16 protein-coding genes are annotated in these 17,164 nt (G+C 61.2%); 8 read left to right on the forward strand and 8 right to left on the reverse strand.

The features are described 5' to 3' along the window. Positions 1-100: 100 nt before the first annotated feature. The 3 genes from AD928_RS11355 to aroB form a co-directional block, all read right to left on the reverse strand. Positions 101-613, reverse strand: coding sequence for a GtrA family protein (locus AD928_RS11355; RefSeq protein WP_062250710.1), 513 nt, complete (start codon positions 611-613; stop codon positions 101-103). A gap of 117 nt (positions 614-730) precedes the next feature. Then, the gene (locus AD928_RS11360) at positions 731-1,873 is read right to left on the reverse strand and encodes an OmpA family protein (RefSeq protein WP_062140923.1); all 1,143 of its coding nucleotides are present in this window, start codon (positions 1,871-1,873) and stop codon (positions 731-733) included. Between the two features lie 339 nt (positions 1,874-2,212). Further along, on the reverse strand, positions 2,213-3,946 hold the full coding sequence (gene aroB / locus AD928_RS11365) for a 3-dehydroquinate synthase (RefSeq protein ID WP_082779324.1): 1,734 nt from the start codon (positions 3,944-3,946) through the stop codon (positions 2,213-2,215). Positions 3,947-4,009: 63 nt separating this feature from the next. On the opposite strand from aroB, the gene AD928_RS11370 reads away from it, so the two are divergent. The 3 genes from AD928_RS11370 to AD928_RS11380 are packed head-to-tail and all read left to right on the forward strand — an operon-like array spanning position 4,010 to position 6,350. After that, on the forward strand, positions 4,010-4,399 hold the full coding sequence (locus tag AD928_RS11370; RefSeq protein ID WP_082779870.1) for a hypothetical protein: 390 nt from the start codon (positions 4,010-4,012) through the stop codon (positions 4,397-4,399). Then, positions 4,396-5,334 (forward strand): tyrosine recombinase, encoded by a 939-nt coding sequence (locus tag AD928_RS11375; RefSeq protein WP_264821245.1) that lies wholly within the window; start codon positions 4,396-4,398, stop codon positions 5,332-5,334. Before AD928_RS11370 ends, AD928_RS11375 begins: the two co-directional genes overlap by 4 nt. Before the next feature lie 59 nt (positions 5,335-5,393). Then, positions 5,394-6,350, forward strand: coding sequence for an acetyl-CoA carboxylase carboxyltransferase subunit alpha (locus AD928_RS11380; RefSeq protein ID WP_062250637.1), 957 nt, complete (start codon positions 5,394-5,396; stop codon positions 6,348-6,350). A gap of 27 nt (positions 6,351-6,377) precedes the next feature. Here the strand turns inward: AD928_RS11380 and AD928_RS11385 are convergent, their stop codons facing one another. Beyond that, complete coding sequence (locus AD928_RS11385) at positions 6,378-7,133, reverse strand: competence/damage-inducible protein A (protein WP_062250639.1); 756 nt, start codon at positions 7,131-7,133, stop codon at positions 6,378-6,380. A 165-nt stretch (positions 7,134-7,298) separates the two neighbouring features. Between AD928_RS11385 and AD928_RS11390 the strand changes: the two genes are divergently transcribed. Genes AD928_RS11390 through AD928_RS11400 form a run of 3 tightly spaced genes read left to right on the forward strand, consistent with a single transcriptional unit; the run spans position 7,299 to position 11,788 of the window. After that, positions 7,299-8,921: a lysine--tRNA ligase gene (locus tag AD928_RS11390; protein WP_043553235.1), complete on the forward strand. Its 1,623-nt coding sequence runs from the start codon at positions 7,299-7,301 to the stop codon at positions 8,919-8,921. A gap of 54 nt (positions 8,922-8,975) precedes the next feature. Beyond that, complete coding sequence (locus AD928_RS11395) at positions 8,976-11,012, forward strand: lysylphosphatidylglycerol synthase domain-containing protein (protein WP_233420053.1); 2,037 nt, start codon at positions 8,976-8,978, stop codon at positions 11,010-11,012. A gap of 47 nt (positions 11,013-11,059) precedes the next feature. Next, positions 11,060-11,788: a MarC family protein gene (locus AD928_RS11400; protein ID WP_062250641.1), complete on the forward strand. Its 729-nt coding sequence runs from the start codon at positions 11,060-11,062 to the stop codon at positions 11,786-11,788. An 87-nt stretch (positions 11,789-11,875) separates the two neighbouring features. On the opposite strand, the gene AD928_RS11405 is transcribed toward AD928_RS11400, so the two are convergent. Next, entirely contained in the window at positions 11,876-12,697 is an 822-nt protein-coding gene (locus AD928_RS11405) for a 23S rRNA (adenine(2030)-N(6))-methyltransferase RlmJ (protein WP_062250643.1), read from the reverse strand. Beyond that, positions 12,694-13,806, reverse strand: a complete 1,113-nt coding sequence (gene tsaD / locus AD928_RS11410; protein WP_062250645.1) for a tRNA (adenosine(37)-N6)-threonylcarbamoyltransferase complex transferase subunit TsaD — start codon at positions 13,804-13,806, stop codon at positions 12,694-12,696. Before tsaD ends, AD928_RS11405 begins: the two co-directional genes overlap by 4 nt. A 172-nt stretch (positions 13,807-13,978) precedes the next feature. Here tsaD and hemC point away from each other — a divergent pair, with 172 nt between their 5' ends. Together hemC and AD928_RS11420 are read left to right on the forward strand one after the other, a co-directional pair. Then, positions 13,979-15,052, forward strand: a complete 1,074-nt coding sequence (hemC, locus tag AD928_RS11415; RefSeq protein WP_062250647.1) for a hydroxymethylbilane synthase — start codon at positions 13,979-13,981, stop codon at positions 15,050-15,052. A 9-nt stretch (positions 15,053-15,061) separates the two neighbouring features. Next, positions 15,062-15,796 carry a uroporphyrinogen-III synthase gene (locus tag AD928_RS11420; protein ID WP_062250649.1) on the forward strand — a complete coding sequence of 245 codons (735 nt, stop codon included), beginning with the start codon at positions 15,062-15,064 and terminating at the stop codon, positions 15,794-15,796. A gap of 115 nt (positions 15,797-15,911) precedes the next feature. On the opposite strand, the gene secB is transcribed toward AD928_RS11420, so the two are convergent. Further along, positions 15,912-16,409, reverse strand: coding sequence for a protein-export chaperone SecB (secB, locus tag AD928_RS11425; protein ID WP_062250651.1), 498 nt, complete (start codon positions 16,407-16,409; stop codon positions 15,912-15,914). A 124-nt stretch (positions 16,410-16,533) separates the two neighbouring features. Next, positions 16,534-17,112, reverse strand: coding sequence for a histidine phosphatase family protein (locus AD928_RS11430; RefSeq protein WP_233420054.1), 579 nt, complete (start codon positions 17,110-17,112; stop codon positions 16,534-16,536). Between the last annotated feature and the right edge of the window lie 52 nt (positions 17,113-17,164).

The raw sequence follows: 17,164 nt of genomic DNA on the forward strand, positions 1-17,164 counted from the left end.
CAGGCGAAAAGCGGAAAGGCTTCTTTAACCCGTTGCCAGATGTAGCGCACACGGCGCGGCTCTGAAAGGGGTTAGCGCGCGGGGCGGGGTGAAGAGCGCGTTATGGCTCCGGACTGGGGTTTTTGGGTGACGTTGGAAAGGCGATGGCGCTTTCGGCCAGATCCTCCACAGACGTAGGCGGTTTCTCCCGAAAAACCATTTTCTGGCTGAGGTTGAAATTGGCGAACATGCCTGCCAGAGAGCCAGCCGCCAGTGCGAGAACCGGATACGTCACGCAGAGCGGCACCGTATAGAACAGCGTATAAACTGTGCCGCGGTTCAGCAGAAAGCCAAGGCTGTTGGCCAGCAGGAACCGGAGCCATTGCAGCACCGGGTGGTCATGCTGCCCGGCCCCTTTAAAGGTCCAGAGGCGGTTGAGCATCCAGTTGATCGTGGCGGCCACAAAGTAAGCCACCAGTGTTGCTGCCGTCAGCCCGATAAGCGGACGCAGAGCGTACAGGGTGCCCGAATCCCAGACCAGACCCAGACCACCAACCGTGCCGAATTTCAGCAGGCGAATCAGTTTGGCGCGGGGGGTGGAGTCAGACGCCGGGGCAGGCGCGTCAGACTGGATAGGGGCAGAGGATGGGGAACGGGTCACGCAGAGTCCCTCAGGCGGGGCGGGAAGAACGGAGCAAAAAAAAGGGGCACCCGAAGGTACCCCTTTTTCCGATCACAAGGAACCGGTCGATTAGTGGAGGATGATTTCCACGCGACGGTTCTGAGGCTCACGGGTGTTCGGGCCGGTCGGCACCAGCGGCTTGGATTCACCATAGCCGTGGATGTCGATCGCGGTTGCCGGCACGCCGTCACGGATCAGTTCAGCCTTCACGCTGTTAGCACGACGCAGGGACAGGCCCAGGTTGTACTTTTCACCGCGCGGACCCGGGTGAGCAGCGGAGTTATCGGTGTAGCCGTTAACTTCGATGCGGGTCGTCTGAACGTGGGTGGAAGCCTGAGCAGCTTCTGCCACGATCTGGCGAGCGCGAGACGTCAGGACAGACTTATCCCAGTCGAAGAACACCAGGTAGGAGCGAGCCGGCAGCGGAGCCGGAGCTGCTACAACCGGAGCCGGCGGCGGCGGCGGCGGAGCCGTATCGAACGCATAACGCAGGCCCAGGATGAACTGGTGGTTGAAGCGGTGATCGAAGTTCGTGTTGCCACGACCGTGACCGCCGTTTGCGTAGTTCGCCGTAGAGGTGAACGCACCATCAGAGAAGGAGCCCGGCTGACCGATCATGCGGTATTCCGTGGTCACCTGGAAGCCCGGGATGCCCGTGTCGTATGCAGCACCGACGATGCCCTGATACGCGAAGCCACCGTTCGTGCCGCCCAGACGGCTGGTGTTGCCGTTGTTAAAGGCCGTGGTGGTCGGGTTGTAATGCTGCCACAGGTAGCCAGCACCAACACCAACAAACGGGGTAACCGGAGCGTCGATCCCGAACTGCTTCAGGTCGATGTCATACAGCACGTTGATGAAACCGCCGTAGGACTGGTCGCTGCCACGGGTACGACCCGGAACACCTGTGCCACCCTGGTGGTTGATGTTGGAGTAGTTATACACGCCTTCAACTTCAGCGCGCAGACCGTTGCCGAAGCCCCAGCCGAATGCACCGAAACCGGTGAAGCCAGTGCCGTGACGGAACTGGGAAGAAGAGGTGTTCTCAGAACCGTTCGCACCGCCGCCGTAGCCGGAAGTGTGAGCGTGCTGATTCTGCACCAGGTTGTAACCACCGCCCAGATCAACATAAGGGCCCGTGATCGTGGTGGCGAATGCGGCCGCCGGAGCCGCTGCCATCAGTGTCGTTGCGAGTAACGCCGTGCGGAGACGCATTTTTTCGTCCTCAATATTTTTCATCTGTTCGACTCTGCCGCTAACCATTTAGCGATCAGTGCCAGCAAGATGCCTAAAGCCGTATAAAACGATCGGTTCCCAAATAGAAACCCGAAGCTTCGTGCTCTTGGTGATTAGAAGCCATAACCGTGTTTTATTTGCAACAGTTCATTTCGGTATCCCAAGATGCTGCTGCTGCATAGTTAACTATTCAGCTTAAGACTGCTTGCGTTTAACATTGCCAGGTTGCAAATGCCGGGTCTGTCTCGTTTCTGAATAAGGCGGAATTGCGGCAGGTTATTACAGTTGGAGATAACCCGCCGCAGAAGTGGCAGTTTTCTAGGCTTTACAGCCATCTTCAATCAGAACGTCCCGTACCATTTCTGCCGGTACGTCACGGCTGGTAAAGGCTTTTCCGATTCCGTTTACAAGGACAAAAGACAGGCGCCCGTCCTGCATTTTCTTGTCGCGCTGCATGTGCGCCATAAGATCTGCTACGCGGAAGCTGTATGGCAGGTCAGTAATACTTGCAGGCATCTTCAGGGCCCGCAGATGGGCTTCCACACGTGCCAGATCTTCCGGCGGGCAGACGCCCAGCCTGACCGAGAGGGCAAAGGCCAGTTTCAGCCCGATGGACACGCCCTCCCCATGCAGCAGGCGGCCATCATATCCCAGCTCGGCTTCCAGCGCGTGGCCAAAGGTATGCCCAAGGTTGAGCAGGGCGCGGCCATTGCTGGCCTGCGCCTCGCGCTCATCCGCGGCGACGACGCGGGCCTTGAAGGCGCAGGCCTGGCGCACCGCTTCCGTCAGGGCATCGGGTTCAGCGGCCAGCACGGAGTCCCCATTTTTCTCGCACCACTGGAACAGGTCCGGGTCCCCAATCAGGCCGGATTTCACGATTTCCGCGTAGCCCGCCACCAGTTCCCGCTGGGGGAGGGTGCTAAGTGCGGAAACATCGGCCAGAACGCAAAGCGGCTGATGGAAGGCCCCCAGCAGATTCTTGCCCCAGCGGGTGTTGATGCCGGTTTTGCCGCCGACGGACGAATCAACCTGAGAGAGCAGGGTGGTGGGAATCTGCACAAAGGGCAGGCCGCGCAGAGTGGAGGCGGCCACAAAGCCCGCCAGATCCCCCACCACGCCGCCGCCAAGGGCGATGATGGTGGTGCGGCGTTCCACACCTTCTTCCAGAATCGCGTCGGTCAGGCGTTCATAGGTCTTCAGGCACTTGGAGTGCTCGCCCGGAGCAATGGTCAGGGCGCGGAACTCAATGCCGGTTTCCTTCAGAGCTTCCTGCAGGGCAGGCAGATACAGAGCGGCCACATTCTCATCTGTAATGATGATGACCTTCTTCTGTGGCAGCACCGGTGCGAGCAACGCTCCGGCCCGGCTGATCAGATTGGTGCCGATCACCACATCATAAGAAGCATGATCAAGAGCGACGGGCAGGCGGACGGGCCTGCGGGAGAGGGCCAGGCTTTCAATCACCCGGGTCGTGCTGTGGTCCACGTTGTGGTCTCCGCAATCAACAATCACATCAGCTTCGGCGTAAATGGGGTGGCGCACCGTTATAAGGCGCGCCAGCACATCCCGCGGCGAGGCTTCATTTAAGAGAGGGCGATGCGTCCGGCCCTGCACGCGGCGCAGCAGCACCGGCAGGGGGCAGCGCAGCCAGACGGACATGGCGCGTGCGCGGACCAGAGCGCGGGTACTGGCGTTCATGAACGCGCCGCCGCCGGTGGCCAGCACCATGGGCGGTCCTTCCAGCAGGCGGCGAATCACGCGGCGTTCGCCATCGCGGAAGGCAGCCTCGCCATACAGGCGGAACACATCGGCAATGGAGCAGCCGGCTGCGCGTTCTATTTCTACGTCAGCATCCACAAACGGCAGGCCAAGCCGGGTGGCCAGACGGCGGCCAATGGTGGTTTTGCCGGCGCCCATAAGACCAACAAGAACAATGCTGCGTCCGGACGGAATGAGGCTGGTTGCAGGCCAGCGCCCCACTCTTTCCAGATCAAGGGGAATCGGTGGGCTTTCCGCGGCGTCGGGGGGTGGGTACGAGATACGTGATGACATGAAACGCAGCTTACCATAGAGCAGAGAGAACGTACTTATTCTGTTGTTATGGAGCCAAAACATATGAACCGCACGGTTCTTCTGGTTGCTGCCGTTATCTGTGTTGCTCTGGTTGGGGGACTTTCGGCCCTTGGCCTGTCCGGACATCCGCCTGTGCCGCAGGCTGTGCATCGGGATATTCCGCTTGCTGCTCCGCCAGCCGCAGCACCTGCTGCTGCCATGGTGCCTGTCCCACCGGCAGGCCCGGCTGTGACTCCGGTTGGTGCGGCTAATCCCGCTGCTGCTGTGCCGCCTGCTGCACAGGGTCCGTCTGCTGCGGCGCTGGTGCCCGCAGGGCCGAGCGGTCCGGTTGTGACGTCTCCCGTTGCTCCGGCGCAGACTCCTGCTGCCGGGTCTGCTCCGGCTGCCGCTCCGGTCACTGTTCCTGTTCCGGCTGCTCCTGCGCACCCGTGAGCACGGACGCACGCGGCACAGATCTGTTTCTGGAAATGCTGGCGGCTGAACGGGCCGCTGCACCCAACACTCTGGCCGCGTACACAGCGGATTTAACCTGCTGTGAAGAGTCTCTGGCTGCACAGGGGGAAACTCTGTTGCAAGCCAGTGCCGCAGGCCTTGCGGAATGGATGGCCGATATGGGCCGCAGCGGGCAGTCCCGCCGCACCGTGGCCCGCAGGCTCTCCTGTATTAAACAGTTCTACCTGTTTCTGCTGCGTGAAGGGCTGCGGGAGGATAACCCCGCGGCGCATCTGGACGCCCCCCGGCCTGAGGCCTCGCTGCCGCATTTTCTCTCCGAATCGGAAGTTGTCGCGTTGATCGATGCCTGCGCAGTCTCGCCCGAGGCCTCGGAGGCCAAACAGCGGCGCGGGCTTGTGGCGCGGGCCGCACTGGAACTGCTCTATGCCTCCGGTCTGCGTATTTCAGAACTGCTCTCCCTGCCGCGCGAGGCGTTGGCCGGAGAACGGCAGATGCTGGTGGTGCGCGGGAAGGGCGGTCGGGAACGACTGGTGCCCTTGTCGGACAGTGCGCGCGAGGCCGCGCAGGCCTTGCTGGCACTCGATGCTCCCAAGGCCAGTCCCTATCTGTTTCCGGGCCGTGACCCGAAAAGACCGCTGACCCGGCAGGCTTTTGACAAGATTCTTTATGAAGTCGGCCTGCAGGCCGGACTGGACCCGGCGCGGCTTTCTCCCCATGTGCTGCGCCACTCCTTTGCGACGCATCTGCTGGCGCACGGGGCGGACCTGCGGGCCTTGCAAATGCTGCTGGGGCACGCGGATATCGCCACCACACAAATCTATACGCATGTGCAGACAGAACGGCTGAAACAGGCCGTGGAGTCTTTCCATCCGCTGGCCTCAGAGCGCGCCGGGCAGACCGAAAAAACAGGTTAAACGACGCGGCATGCACGAAGTGGCTTGGTTTTACGCGTGGCTGTGCTATCCGCTTGCGCATGCGTCAGTTCCTGGATTTCGAGAAGCCCGTCGCCGAACTTGAAAACAAGATCGACGAGCTGCGGCAAATGACCGACCCCGACGGGGTCAATATCGCCGAAGAAACGGCCCGCCTTTCAGATAAGGCGGAGAAGCATCTTCGTGCCATTTATGCCAAGCTCACACCCTGGCAAAAGGTGCAGGTGGCGCGTCACGCGCAGCGCCCGCACACGCAGGACTATGTCAACGCCTTGCTGACCGAGTTCACGCCGCTGGCGGGGGATCGGCTGTATGCGGATGATAAAGCCATTATTGGCGGCATGGGCCGCTTTGATGGTCAGCCTGTGGTGGTGATTGGCACGGAACGTGGTTCCGACCTTGAAACCCGTCTGGCCCACAATTTTGGCATGGCCCGTCCGGAAGGCTACCGGAAGGCCCAGAGGCTGATGAAGCTGGCAGGCCGCTTCAACCTGCCGATTCTCACCTTTATCGACACCGCAGGCGCATGGCCCGGTATTGATGCCGAGCAGCGCGGTCAGGCCGAAGCCATTGCCCGCTCCATTGAAGTCTGTCTGGAAGCCCCGGTGCCGCTGATTGCCACCGTGATTGGTGAAGGCGGGTCCGGTGGGGCTGTGGCGCTGGGTGCGGGGGACCGGGTGATGATGCTGGAAAACGCCATCTACTCCGTCATTTCGCCAGAAGCCTGCGCCTCCATCCTGTGGCGTGACCCCAAGCAGGCCAGCACGGCAGCCGAAACGCTGCGGCTGACGGCGCAGGATCTGTCTCGCCTTGGGCTGATTGACCGGATTATCCCTGAGCCGGTTGGGGGCGCGCAGCGTGACCCGAAAGCGGCTATGGCGTCCGTGCATGATGCGCTGGCGGAAGAATTGCAGGCGCTCACGCCGCTGGCTCCGGCCCGGCTGAAGGAACTGCGGCGCGAGAAATTCCTCGCCATGGGGCGTGAAAACCTGTCCTGAACGGACAGGCCTTAACGCTTTAAGGTTTCAGGGCGGTGGTTCCCCTTCCACGGGAGTGCCGCCCTTTTCTTTGAGCAGATCATAAATGGCCTGAGCAGCCTTTTCGACCTCGGCCTTGTCCTGCCCTTTGGCGACAAGGGCGACACCGCGGCGACCATCCTCACGATGGAAAGGGTAGGACCCGAGATCCAGATCCGGGAACCTGTCCTGAATCGCTTCCAGCCCTTCCGCGAGAGCACCTTCATAAAGCGAGGGCGTGTACCAGGTGCGGGAGAAGACCGGCGCACCCTGCTTCAGGGAAGGGGCCAGAGCCTCAAACATGGCCCGCATGATGCGGGGCACGCCGGCCATCACATGCACATTGCCGATGGTAAAACCGGGCGCCACGGAGACGGAATTGGGGATGGGGGTCGCGCCACGCGGCAACTTCGCCATGCGCTGGCGGGCGGCATTGAATTTTTCCGCACCAAAAAAATCTTCCAGCAGCGCGAAAGTGGGCGGGTGGAATTCCCACGGCACGCCAAATGCCTCGGCCATGCATGGTGCGGTAATGTCATCATGCGTGGGGCCAATGCCGCCGGTGGTGAAAACTTCATCAAATCTGGCGCGGAGTTCCGTCACCGTTTCAACAATCGTTTCCCGAATATCGGGAATAACGCGGATTTCCCGCAGGGGAATGCCCAGTTCTCCAAGCCGCGTGGCCAGAAACTGGATGTTGTCGTCTCGGGTGCGACCGGAGAGAATCTCATTGCCAATCAGAATGAGTGCTGCGGTGCGACGCATGAAAAACCGGTCCTTTCAGCGTGGTCCCTTGGATGGGAGCAAGCGGCTTTTGGAAAAATGAGGCCGTGCTTGCCTGCGGTCAATGGCCTCATAACTCTGTAAGAGAGCGAGGCCGTGCGTGTTTTTGGATTGACCGGGAGCGGTGCAGTTCATAGCTTCCGCACCATGTCCGAGAACCGCTCAAACCCCGAACCCATTCTTCCCCGCGCCTGGCCTTTTGAGGAAGCGCGAAAACTTGCCGAGCATGTGGATGCCCGCACGGCTGCCAAACCGGACACGGCGGCAAGCCCTGCGCTGCTGGAAACCGGCTACGGCCCGTCCGGCCTGCCGCATATTGGCACGTTTGGGGAAGTGGCACGTACGTCCTGGGTGCGTCAGGCCTATACGGCGCTGACAGGCCGCCCGACGCGCCTGCTCGCGTTCTCGGATGACATGGATGCGCTGCGCAAGGTGCCGGACAATGTGCCGAACCGGGAACTGCTGGAAAAATATATCGGCCAGCCGCTCTCCCGCGTGCCGGACCCGTTTGGCACACACGAGTCGTTTGCCGCACATAATAATGCGCGCCTGTGCAGCTTTCTCGACAGCTTCGGCTTTGAGTATGAATTTGCCTCTTCCACCACCTACTACACGTCTGGCCGGTTTGATGCCGCGCTGAAGCGCGTGCTGGAAGTGCATGATGAAATTCTGGCGGTCATTCTGCCCACGCTCGGGCCGGACCGTCGGGCCACCTATTCTCCGGTTCTGCCGCTGCACCCGCGCACGGGTGAGGTGATGCAGGTGAAAATGGACGCCATTGACGCCGCAGCGGGTACCGTCCGCTGGACCGATGCGGATGGTGAGACGTTTGAAACCCCGGTGACGGGCGGCCACGCCAAGATGCAGTGGAAGGCCGACTGGGCCATGCGCTGGTATGCTCTGGGCGTGGACTATGAAATGTCCGGCAAGGACCTGATCGACAGCGTCCGTCTGTCTGGCCGCATCTGCCGCATTCTGGGCGGAACGGCGCCTGCTGGCCTGACCTATGAGCTGTTTCTGGATGAAAACGGCCAGAAGATTTCCAAATCCAAGGGCAATGGCCTCTCGGTTGAGGAATGGCTGCGCTATGCGCCGCAGGAAAGCCTCGGCCAGTTCATGTTCAACCAGCCGCAGCGCGCCAAACGCCTGTTTTTTGATGTGATTCCCAAAACGGCGGATGACTATCTGACGCATGTGGAAAAAGCCAAAGCGTTGCAGGCTGCGGATAGTGAGAGCGTGGACCTGAAGGCCAACCCGGCCTGGTTTATCCATAAAGGCCATATCCCCACCGATGCGGGCAGCCCTGTGCCGTTTGGCATGCTGCTCAATCTGGCCAGCGTGGCCAATGCGGAAACGCCGGAAGTGCTGTGGGGCTTTATCCGCCGGTATGACCCGTCCGTTTCCCCGGACAGTCACCCGATGCTGGCCAACCTCGTCAGCCACGCCATTGCCTATTATGCGGACTTCGTGCGTCCCGCCAAAACCTTCCGCGCCCCGACGGACAAGGAACGTGCGGCTCTGGTCGATCTGGCCGAATCCCTGCGCGGGTATGAAGGCGAGGCTTCTGACGCCGCAACCCTGCAGAATCTGGTGTTCGAAATTGGCAAGCGCCATGCGTTTGAACCGCTGCGCAGCTGGTTTGGCTGTTTGTATGAGGTGCTTCTGGGCCAGAAGGAAGGCCCGCGCTTTGGTGGCTTTGTGGCTCTGTATGGGGTGGCGGAAACCGTTGCTCTGATTGAGGCTGCTCTGCTGCGAGAGTCTCAGGCGTAAGCGCGGGATCTTGTCTCCATGGTGAAGAACATGTCGTCATCACCACAAGGACAGATGCCTAAGCACCAGCCGGACGGGCCGGGGTGGAAGCGATGGCTGAAGCATCTGCCACACCTGATCGGGCTGCTGCTGATGGTGGCCGCGATCGGGGTGGTGCAGCATGAGCTGCGTCACCTGCGTCTTGCGGACATCAAGCAGGCGATGATGGCCATTCCGGGCCGTCAGCTCTGGCTGGGTGTGGCCTGCACGTTTTTCTCGTATTTCATTCTGTCGTTTTACGACCGGCTGGCCGTCATACAGGTTGGCTACAAGCAAATATCTTTCCGCCGCACGGCGTTTGCGGCGTTCTGCTCCTACGTGTTGTCGCACAACCTTGGGTTTTCTGCCGTTTCGGGTGCTGCGGTGCGGTATCGGCTGTATCGCAACTGGGGCGTCAGCTCCTTTGCCATAGCCCAGATTATTGCCTTCTGTTCTGCCACCTACCTGCTAGGGGCCGCCGTGCTGATTGGCGGCGTGCTGGTGTGGGAACCGCAGGTTATTCCCATGGCGGGCAGTCATGTGCCCAGTTGGGTGCTGGCCATTATTGGCGTGCTGCTGTGGGCTGCTGTGCTGGGCTATATCGGTATGGCCTTCAAGGTCCGCACCTTTACCTTCCGTAAATGGACGGTGGATCTGCCATCTCCGCGGATGGCCGTCATGCAGACGGTCGTCGCAGCGGCGGATGTGGCGGCGACGGCTGGCATTGCTTATGTGCTGCTGCCGCCCGGTATTGGAGTGGATTACGGTTCCTTTCTGGCGATTTATATTGCCTCCTACACCGCCGGGCTGATTGCCAGCGTACCGGGTGGTCTGGGTGTGTTTGACGGCGCAATGCTGCTGGCTCTTGGGCCGTATATGCCTGCGCCGCAAATCCTCGGCGTCGTGCTGATTTTCCGGCTGTTCTACTACATCATCCCGCTCTTCATGGCCGGGATCATGTTCGCGGGGCATGAGCTGTTCCTGCGGGGTGATGATGCGCTGGCGAAGAAGAAAAGCCGGAAGCAGAAAACCCCTGCGGCTGTGCGTATTCGCCCCAGTCAGGTGGTGCGCGAAAGTGAAGCCGATTTTTCCGTGGCTGTGGCAACGGGTACGGTCTCGCTCTGCGGTCTGATGCTGATCTGCCTCGTGCTGCTGGACCCTGTGCCCAAATTCGGTGTGGTGCAGGCGGGGTTGTTCTCGGCAGCGGGGTCCGTCAGTAACTACCTGCTCTCGCTGATGGGCGTTGCGCTGATTGGTCTGGGCATTGGTCTGTCACAGCGCGTCACGCTGGCATGGCGCGGTACGCTGGCGCTGCTGGTGACGGCAGCGATCCTCACCTTCCTGCGTGGGAATACGGTGCTGGTGCCAGTCATGCTGGGGCTTTCAGCCTTTCTCGTCGCGCCGTTCCGGGCTTGCTATTACCGCCATGCCCGCCTGCTGAGTGAGCCGCTTTCTACCTCCACTTTGCTGTGCCTGTTGCTGCTGTTTGGGTGCGTGATTGCGCTGGCTAACCGGCACGGCGCCGGGAGCTGGTGGCAGATGGTTTTCATCTTCCCGGCCTCAGGCGCTGCCCGCTGGACCATCGCGTTAGCCGTGCTGATGGCGCTGGTCGTCATTGCGCGCCTGATGTGGCCGGGCCGCATTACGGTTAAAGAATGGGATGAGGATGCCTGTGCGCATTACCTCACGCTTGATCACGCCATGCCCACCATTCAGGACCTGAAGCCGGAAGGTTTTGTGGCCGGTGAGGGCGGTGAGGCTGTGATCCCGGTCCGCCAGAGCGGGGCCTTCCTTGTGGGGCTGGGTGATCCGGCCGGGGCGCAGGAAGATTGTGTTTCCGCCATCTGGCGTATGCGGGATCTGGCCTTGCAGGACGGGCTGAAACCCGTGTTCTGGCAGGTCGGGACACCTTTTTTACGGATTTATGATGATATTGGCCTGAGTGTCTGGCCAATGGACGATGGCACAGGGCTGCATTTCTGCTATCCGGCGAACGATATTGCTCTCGCATCCAAGTTTTTTGCCACCTATAAGGGCGGCAGAATGGATTCTCCGGCCTCTGCCGGGCAATAAGGTTTTATGCAGGGCTTCGTAAGAGGCCGGTTTTGCTGGATACGTGCATGTCGGCTGATATTACTGCCTCGTTGTTTAGCGGAGGGGCCGCCCGTGTGGCGACAACCTCCTTCCTGCTGGCATTTCCCGCCCTGTTTTCCATTGTTAACCCGTTTGGGGCTGCGCTGATTTTTGCGCAGGCAACGGCTGGCCGCTCGCAGAAGGAAATCTTCGCGCTGGCCCGGCTGGTGGCGTTTTATTCGTTTGTGCTGATGGTCGTGTCCATCTGGTGCGGCAGTAAGGTGCTGGTGTTCTTCGGCGTGACCGTGAACGCCCTGCGCGTAGCTGGCGGCACCGTGGTGGCCGTGCGGGCGTGGGACCTGCTGCAAAGCCCGGAAAGCATTGAAGCGCAGAAGGAAAAGCAGGCTCTGCAGGGCGGGAAGACCGTCATGTCTCCCAACTGGTCTGACTCCGCCTTCTTCCCGCTCGCCATGCCGTTTACCGTGGGGCCGGGGACAATTGCCGTCGCCATTGCACTGGGTTCAGGTTGCCCACCGGGGGCGTCCTTTCTGGCGTATGAAGGCGGTATTACCATTGCAGCGATCTGCGTTGTGCTGATCGTGTGGCTGGCCTATTCCGGCTCGGAAAAGCTGGTTTCCATGCTGGGTGTAACGGGCACGCGTATTGTCAGCCGGATGGCTGCTCTCGTGCTGCTCTGCATTGGTGTGCAGATTCTGGCCGCAGGCGTGCAGGGCTTTGTGGTGGATATCTGGCAGCATATCAAAGCCGCTGGCTGAGGCATTTTTCTCAGGTGGTTTTGGAAAGGGCAGGCGACACACTGTGTTGCTCTGCCCTTTTTTCTGCGCGGCTTTCAGGCGGTGAGTTTATTCCGCCGTGATCTGCGTCACTGTAGCGTCTTCCGCATGCAGCAGGGTTTTTAGGCGGTTGAGCTGGGCCGTGGCCTGTTCCGCAAAGCCGTAGGGCGGTTTGATAACCACCAGCCCCGCGCCGTTCAGCCGGTCCGGGTCCACAGGTTTGCGCATCAGCAGTTCAGCAGCCAGAACATCCGATACACCGGCATCCTGCAAGGCCGTATAAAAGGCCCGGATGGGGGTACGATGCTTGATGGGATACCAGATGGCAATCATACCCGTCGGGAAGCGTGCTCGGATGGTGTGGACAGCCTGAAGCAGCCGGTCGAACTCACCGGGTTCTTCAAACGGCGGGTCAATCAGCACCAGCCCACGTTTGGCGGTTTTGGGCGGCAGCAGGGCGCGGAGGGCTTCATACCCGTCACGCTCATGCACAAACACATTCGGCGTGCGGGTAAACAGGCCGTAGAGCTTGCGCTTGTCATCGGGGTGTTTCTCGCAGCAAATCAGCTCATCCTGCGGGCGCAGCATCAGGGATGTCAGCACCGGGGAGCCGGGGTAATAGCGCGGGCCACCCGCTTTTTTGACCAGCTCCAGCCAGGGAGCGAGGGGGCTGTCCGGCCCTTCCTCGGCCAGCAGGCCGATGCCTTCTTTCCATTCCTGCGTTTTCTCGGCTTCCTCGCTGGTCAGATCATACCGGCCAATGCCCGCATGCGTATCCAGCACCATGAACGGGCTGGGTTTGCGCAGAAAATGGCCGAGCAGCGAGACCAGAAGCGCGTGCTTCATGCAGTCTGCAAAGTTTCCGGCGTGGTAGATGTGGCGGTAGTTCATACAACACTCTCTTGGGGGGCGAAGCGGGCGGCCATGTCTTCAAGCGGCCAGCGCGGGCGAGGGCGGACGGTGCTGTCATCCGGCTGGGGCAGGCCGAGGTCAGCTGCTTCCTGACAGGTTTCAAGGGCGGCCCAGCCCACCATCACGGCGTTATCCATGCACAGGCGCAGCGGCGGGGCGGCAAAGCGCAGGCCGGCACTCGCGGCAACCTCTTCCAGCCGGGCGCGCAGCACGCTGTTGGCGGCCACACCGCCCGCGGCCACCAGCAGGCCAGCTTCCGGCATCATTTTCAGAGCGTTGCTGACACGGTCCGCCACAACATCCGCCACAGCCTGCTGGAAGGAGGCTGCGAGGTCGGCTGCAAACTGGTGGGGCAGAGGCTCCAACCCATACGGTGCCAGTTTTTGCGAGAGCGCGGTTTTCAGGCCGGAAAAAGAGAAGTCACACCCTTCACGGCCCATCAGCGGGCGGGGCAGGGGGATGGCCTTCGGGTTACCGGATTGCGCCAGTTTCTCCAGTGCGGGGCCGCCGGGCCAGCCGAGGCCGAGCATCTTGGCGACTTTGTCGAACGCTTCGCCCGCCGCATCATCAATCGTGCCGCCCAGCTTGCGGTAACGGCCAACGCCTTCCACGGCAATGCACTGGCAGTGGCCGCCAGAAACCAGCAGCAGCAGGTAGGGGAAGGCGGCCCCACCGGGCACTAGGCCGGGCAGGCGGGCTGTCAGGGCGTGGGCTTCCACATGGTTGACGGCCACAAACGGCTTGCCGAGCGAGAGTGCGAGCCCCTTGGCAAAACTGGCTCCCACAATCAGCCCGCCAATCAGCCCCGGCCCCGTGCTGGCGGCGACAAAACCGACCTCACCCGGAGTCATGCCTGCGTCTTTCAGCGTGGCCTGCACGAGTCCGGGCAGCAGAGCCAGATGGGCGCGGGCGGCAATTTCCGGCACCACACCCCCAAAATCTGCATGGCCGTCCTGCGAGACGACCCTTTGTGCAAGGCAGACGCCCTCGCTGGAGAGGATGGCGCAGGCAGTCTCATCGCAGGACGATTCGATAGCCAGCACAGGTCCGGCAAGGGCGCTGTTTTTCGGCAGGTTCTGGTGGCTCATTGCCCTGTGGCTCCATGTGCTGTGATGGGAAACAAGCCCTGATATTCCGTATGCTGTCCGGGGTCGAAACGGTCTGCTGCGCGTGCCGTGCGTCTCTGGGGCGCAAGTTTTTCAGGCCTTTCGGGTATCATGGCTTCTTGTCCTCTCTCCATTCCCGGTAATAGACACTCTTATGGACTCAGCCTACCCTTCCTCGCCCGCCCCTTCGCCCGCGCTGCAGAAAGTTGCGGCGGAAGCGGCAGCTCGCCAGAAAAAGACCTCCGGGCATGCGTCCCGTCGTCTTCTGCCCCTCCGTGTCGGAACGCGAGGCTCACCCCTCGCGCTGGTCCAGACCCGTGCCTTCCTGACCATGCTCACGCGCTTCTGCCCCGTGCTGCGGGATATGGGCGCGTTTCAGGAGCATCAGATCAACACCACGGGTGATCAGGTGCAGAACCGCCGTCTGGCGGAAATTGGCGGTAAAGGGCTGTTTGCTAAGGAAATTCACGAGGCCCTGTCTGACGGACGCATTGATTTTGCCGTCCATAGCCTCAAGGATCTTGAAACCACATTGCCCCCCGGCCTCGTGCTGGCCTGCACGCTGCGGCGTGAGGATGCACGCGATGCGCTGATCCTCGGCCCTAACCTGGCCCCGACTGACCCGGATGATCCGTATTCCGCTCTGCCGGAAGGCGCGCTGGTAGGCTGTGCGTCTGTGCGCCGTCAGGCCCAGATGCTGCATGTGCGGCCCGACCTAAAGTTCGGCCTGCTGCGTGGCAACGTGCAGACCCGACTCGACAAGCTGGCTGCCCGCCAGTGTGACGCGACGCTGCTGGCTCTGGCTGGCCTGCGTCGTCTGGGTATGGCGGAACGCGCCTCTCTGGTGCTGTCCCCCACCGTCATGGTGCCAGCCGCAGGGCAGGGTATTGTGGGTGTGACGGTGCGCGAGGACGACATTGAGCTGCGCGAACTGCTGGCCGCCATTGAGGACTATGAAGCCCGCGCTGTGGCCACGGCAGAACGCGCCCTGCTGGCCGAACTGGATGGCTCCTGCCGCACGCCGATTGGTGGTTATGCGCAGTTGATCCCGGTGGTGGCGGGTGAAGAACCCAAACTGCACCTGACCGGCCTTGTGGCGCGGGAAGATGGGTCCTTCCTGCTCAAGCGCGCCATTAGCGGTTCTCCGGAGGACGCGGCGCGTCTGGGTAAGGAACTGGGTGAAAGTCTGCGGGCCGATAGTCCTGCCGATATTTTTGAAGACAAGTAAGGCAGCCTGATGCCAACCCCCGGCACCAGCTCCGGCGTGCTGGTCACGCGACCGGAGCCGGGGTTGTCTGAAACGCTGGCCGCTGTTTCTGCTGCCGGATGGGTGCCTTATGCTTCTCCGGCGTTGTGCATTACGGCCCATACTCTGCAGGCTTTGCCGCATCACTTTGCTGCCTGTGTGCTGACAAGCGGGCAGGCGGTGCAGGCTGCACAGGTTGCTCTCCCCTCCACATGCCCAATTTACGCCGTCGGTGACCGCACGGCACAACGAGCGCAAGCAGCTGGCTTTACGGCTGTGGAGAGCGCGCGCGGCGACGCGGAAGCTTTGGAAGCGTTGATTATCCGCACCCGGACGCCAGCGTCTGGCCCGCTTCTGCTCCTTTCCGGCGCGCGGCAGGGCATGGAACTGGCGGGCAGGTTGCGGCAGGCGGGCTTTCGGGTGGTGCGTCGTGTGGCGTATACGGCCCGGCCAGCCCGGCAGATTGCCCCGGACGTGCTGCGCGCTTTGCGGGCTGGCGAGATTAGCCATAGCCTGTTTTTTTCTTCGGAAAGTGCGGCAAGCTGGCTGGCCGCTTTGCCCGAGGCGTATCGGGACGCTGTGTGCCGAACAACCGCCATTGTTATCTCACAGGCAGCGGCGGTCGTGCTGGAGAAGGCCGGGTGGATGCAGAGTGTGGTCGCCCGAAAGCCCAATGCGCAGGCGATGCTGGCGGCACTGGGTTTTTGCCCTGAGGGCCGGAGCTGAAGGTCTTCAGGCCAAGGCACAAAAAAACCGGCCTCCGGAAATCTCCGAAAGCCGGTTTTCTCGAAACCGTTTAAAACCGAGGCCCGCAGCGTGTTAGCGGCGCAGGCCGTCAGTCTCAGGCATTGCCAGCGGTCTGCGGGAATTCCGCACGCTTGGCCTGCCACAGAGCCACAAAGTCGATCGGCTGCAGCACGATCGGCGGGAAGCCGCCGTCACGCGTGACATCGCTGATGATGTTGCGGGCATACGGGAAGATCAGACGCGGCACTTCAACCAGCAGCATCGGCTCAATCAGCTCCTGCGGCGGGTTGGTCAGGGTGACAACAGCAGCATAAGCCAGCTCGGCAATAAATACCGTGCGGCCAGCAGCGCCACCTTCCGTTTCCGGAGCTTCTTTTGCTTCGGTCTTGATGGCCAGCGTTACTTCATAAACAGACTGGTCGTCCTGAAGTTTGGAAGCCTGAACATCAATGTTCACGGCAATATTGGGCTGAGAGCGCAGTGTAGCAAAAATTTCTGCGCCACCGGGCACTTCAAAGGACAGGTCCCGCGTGTACTGCAGGTTAATGGCCAGCGGAAGGGCGGGCGGGGCAGACTGTTCAGAGTCAGACATGGAAAAATGCGCTTTCGTAATCAGGTCACACTGAGGTCTTTAGCGGTAGCATGCTGGTCTGGCTTCGCCAACCGTCAGAATGAGACAGAAAAAATTAAAAGGATTTTCAGGCAGTAAGCCGGAGTCAGGCAGAAAGATGCTGCCAGTCCCCATTTTCCAGACTCTCGCCACACAGGCCGAGCAGGAACCACCAGTGGGACACAACCAGCGTTGTTCCGGCATCTGGCTGCTGTGCCATAAAGGTGCGGAAATGCTGCACGCGGTTCTGCATCATGCCGTCACTTTCCGGTGCTGCTGTCCACCAGACCTCCTCCAGAGCATCAAAATTCAGATGTGGCCAGCTTTCATACAAGGTGGAGGCGCAGGAGCCTTCATCACACGAATACATGGCGCGCTCCCGCACCAGCGGGGTGATTTCCGGCGTGATGTTCAGGGCGCGGGCAAGAGGGGTGGCGGTCTCCAGCGCCCGGGTGAAGGGGGAGACGAGGATGCGCGTAATGCCTTCCCCCGCCAGTTCCTGCACAAGGCGCTGCGCATGCACGCGGCCTCGCGTGGACAAGGGAGGGTCTGAGAGGCCGGGGTCACGCCCTGTGGCAGTGTACAGCCGGTTGAATTCGCTTTCGCAGTGCCGCAGAATAATCATGGTCTCAGCACTTAGGAACAGCGACCGGACTTCCGCAAGGGGCAGAGAGAGTGTGCGCACGCATTGTAACGGGCAGGGGGCTTGTCTATGTATAAAGAAAGGTCTCCTGAAC

Origin of the sequence: Acetobacter cerevisiae (assembly GCF_001580535.1) — a bacterium.
In the GTDB taxonomy this organism is placed as follows: domain Bacteria; phylum Pseudomonadota; class Alphaproteobacteria; order Acetobacterales; family Acetobacteraceae; genus Acetobacter; species Acetobacter cerevisiae.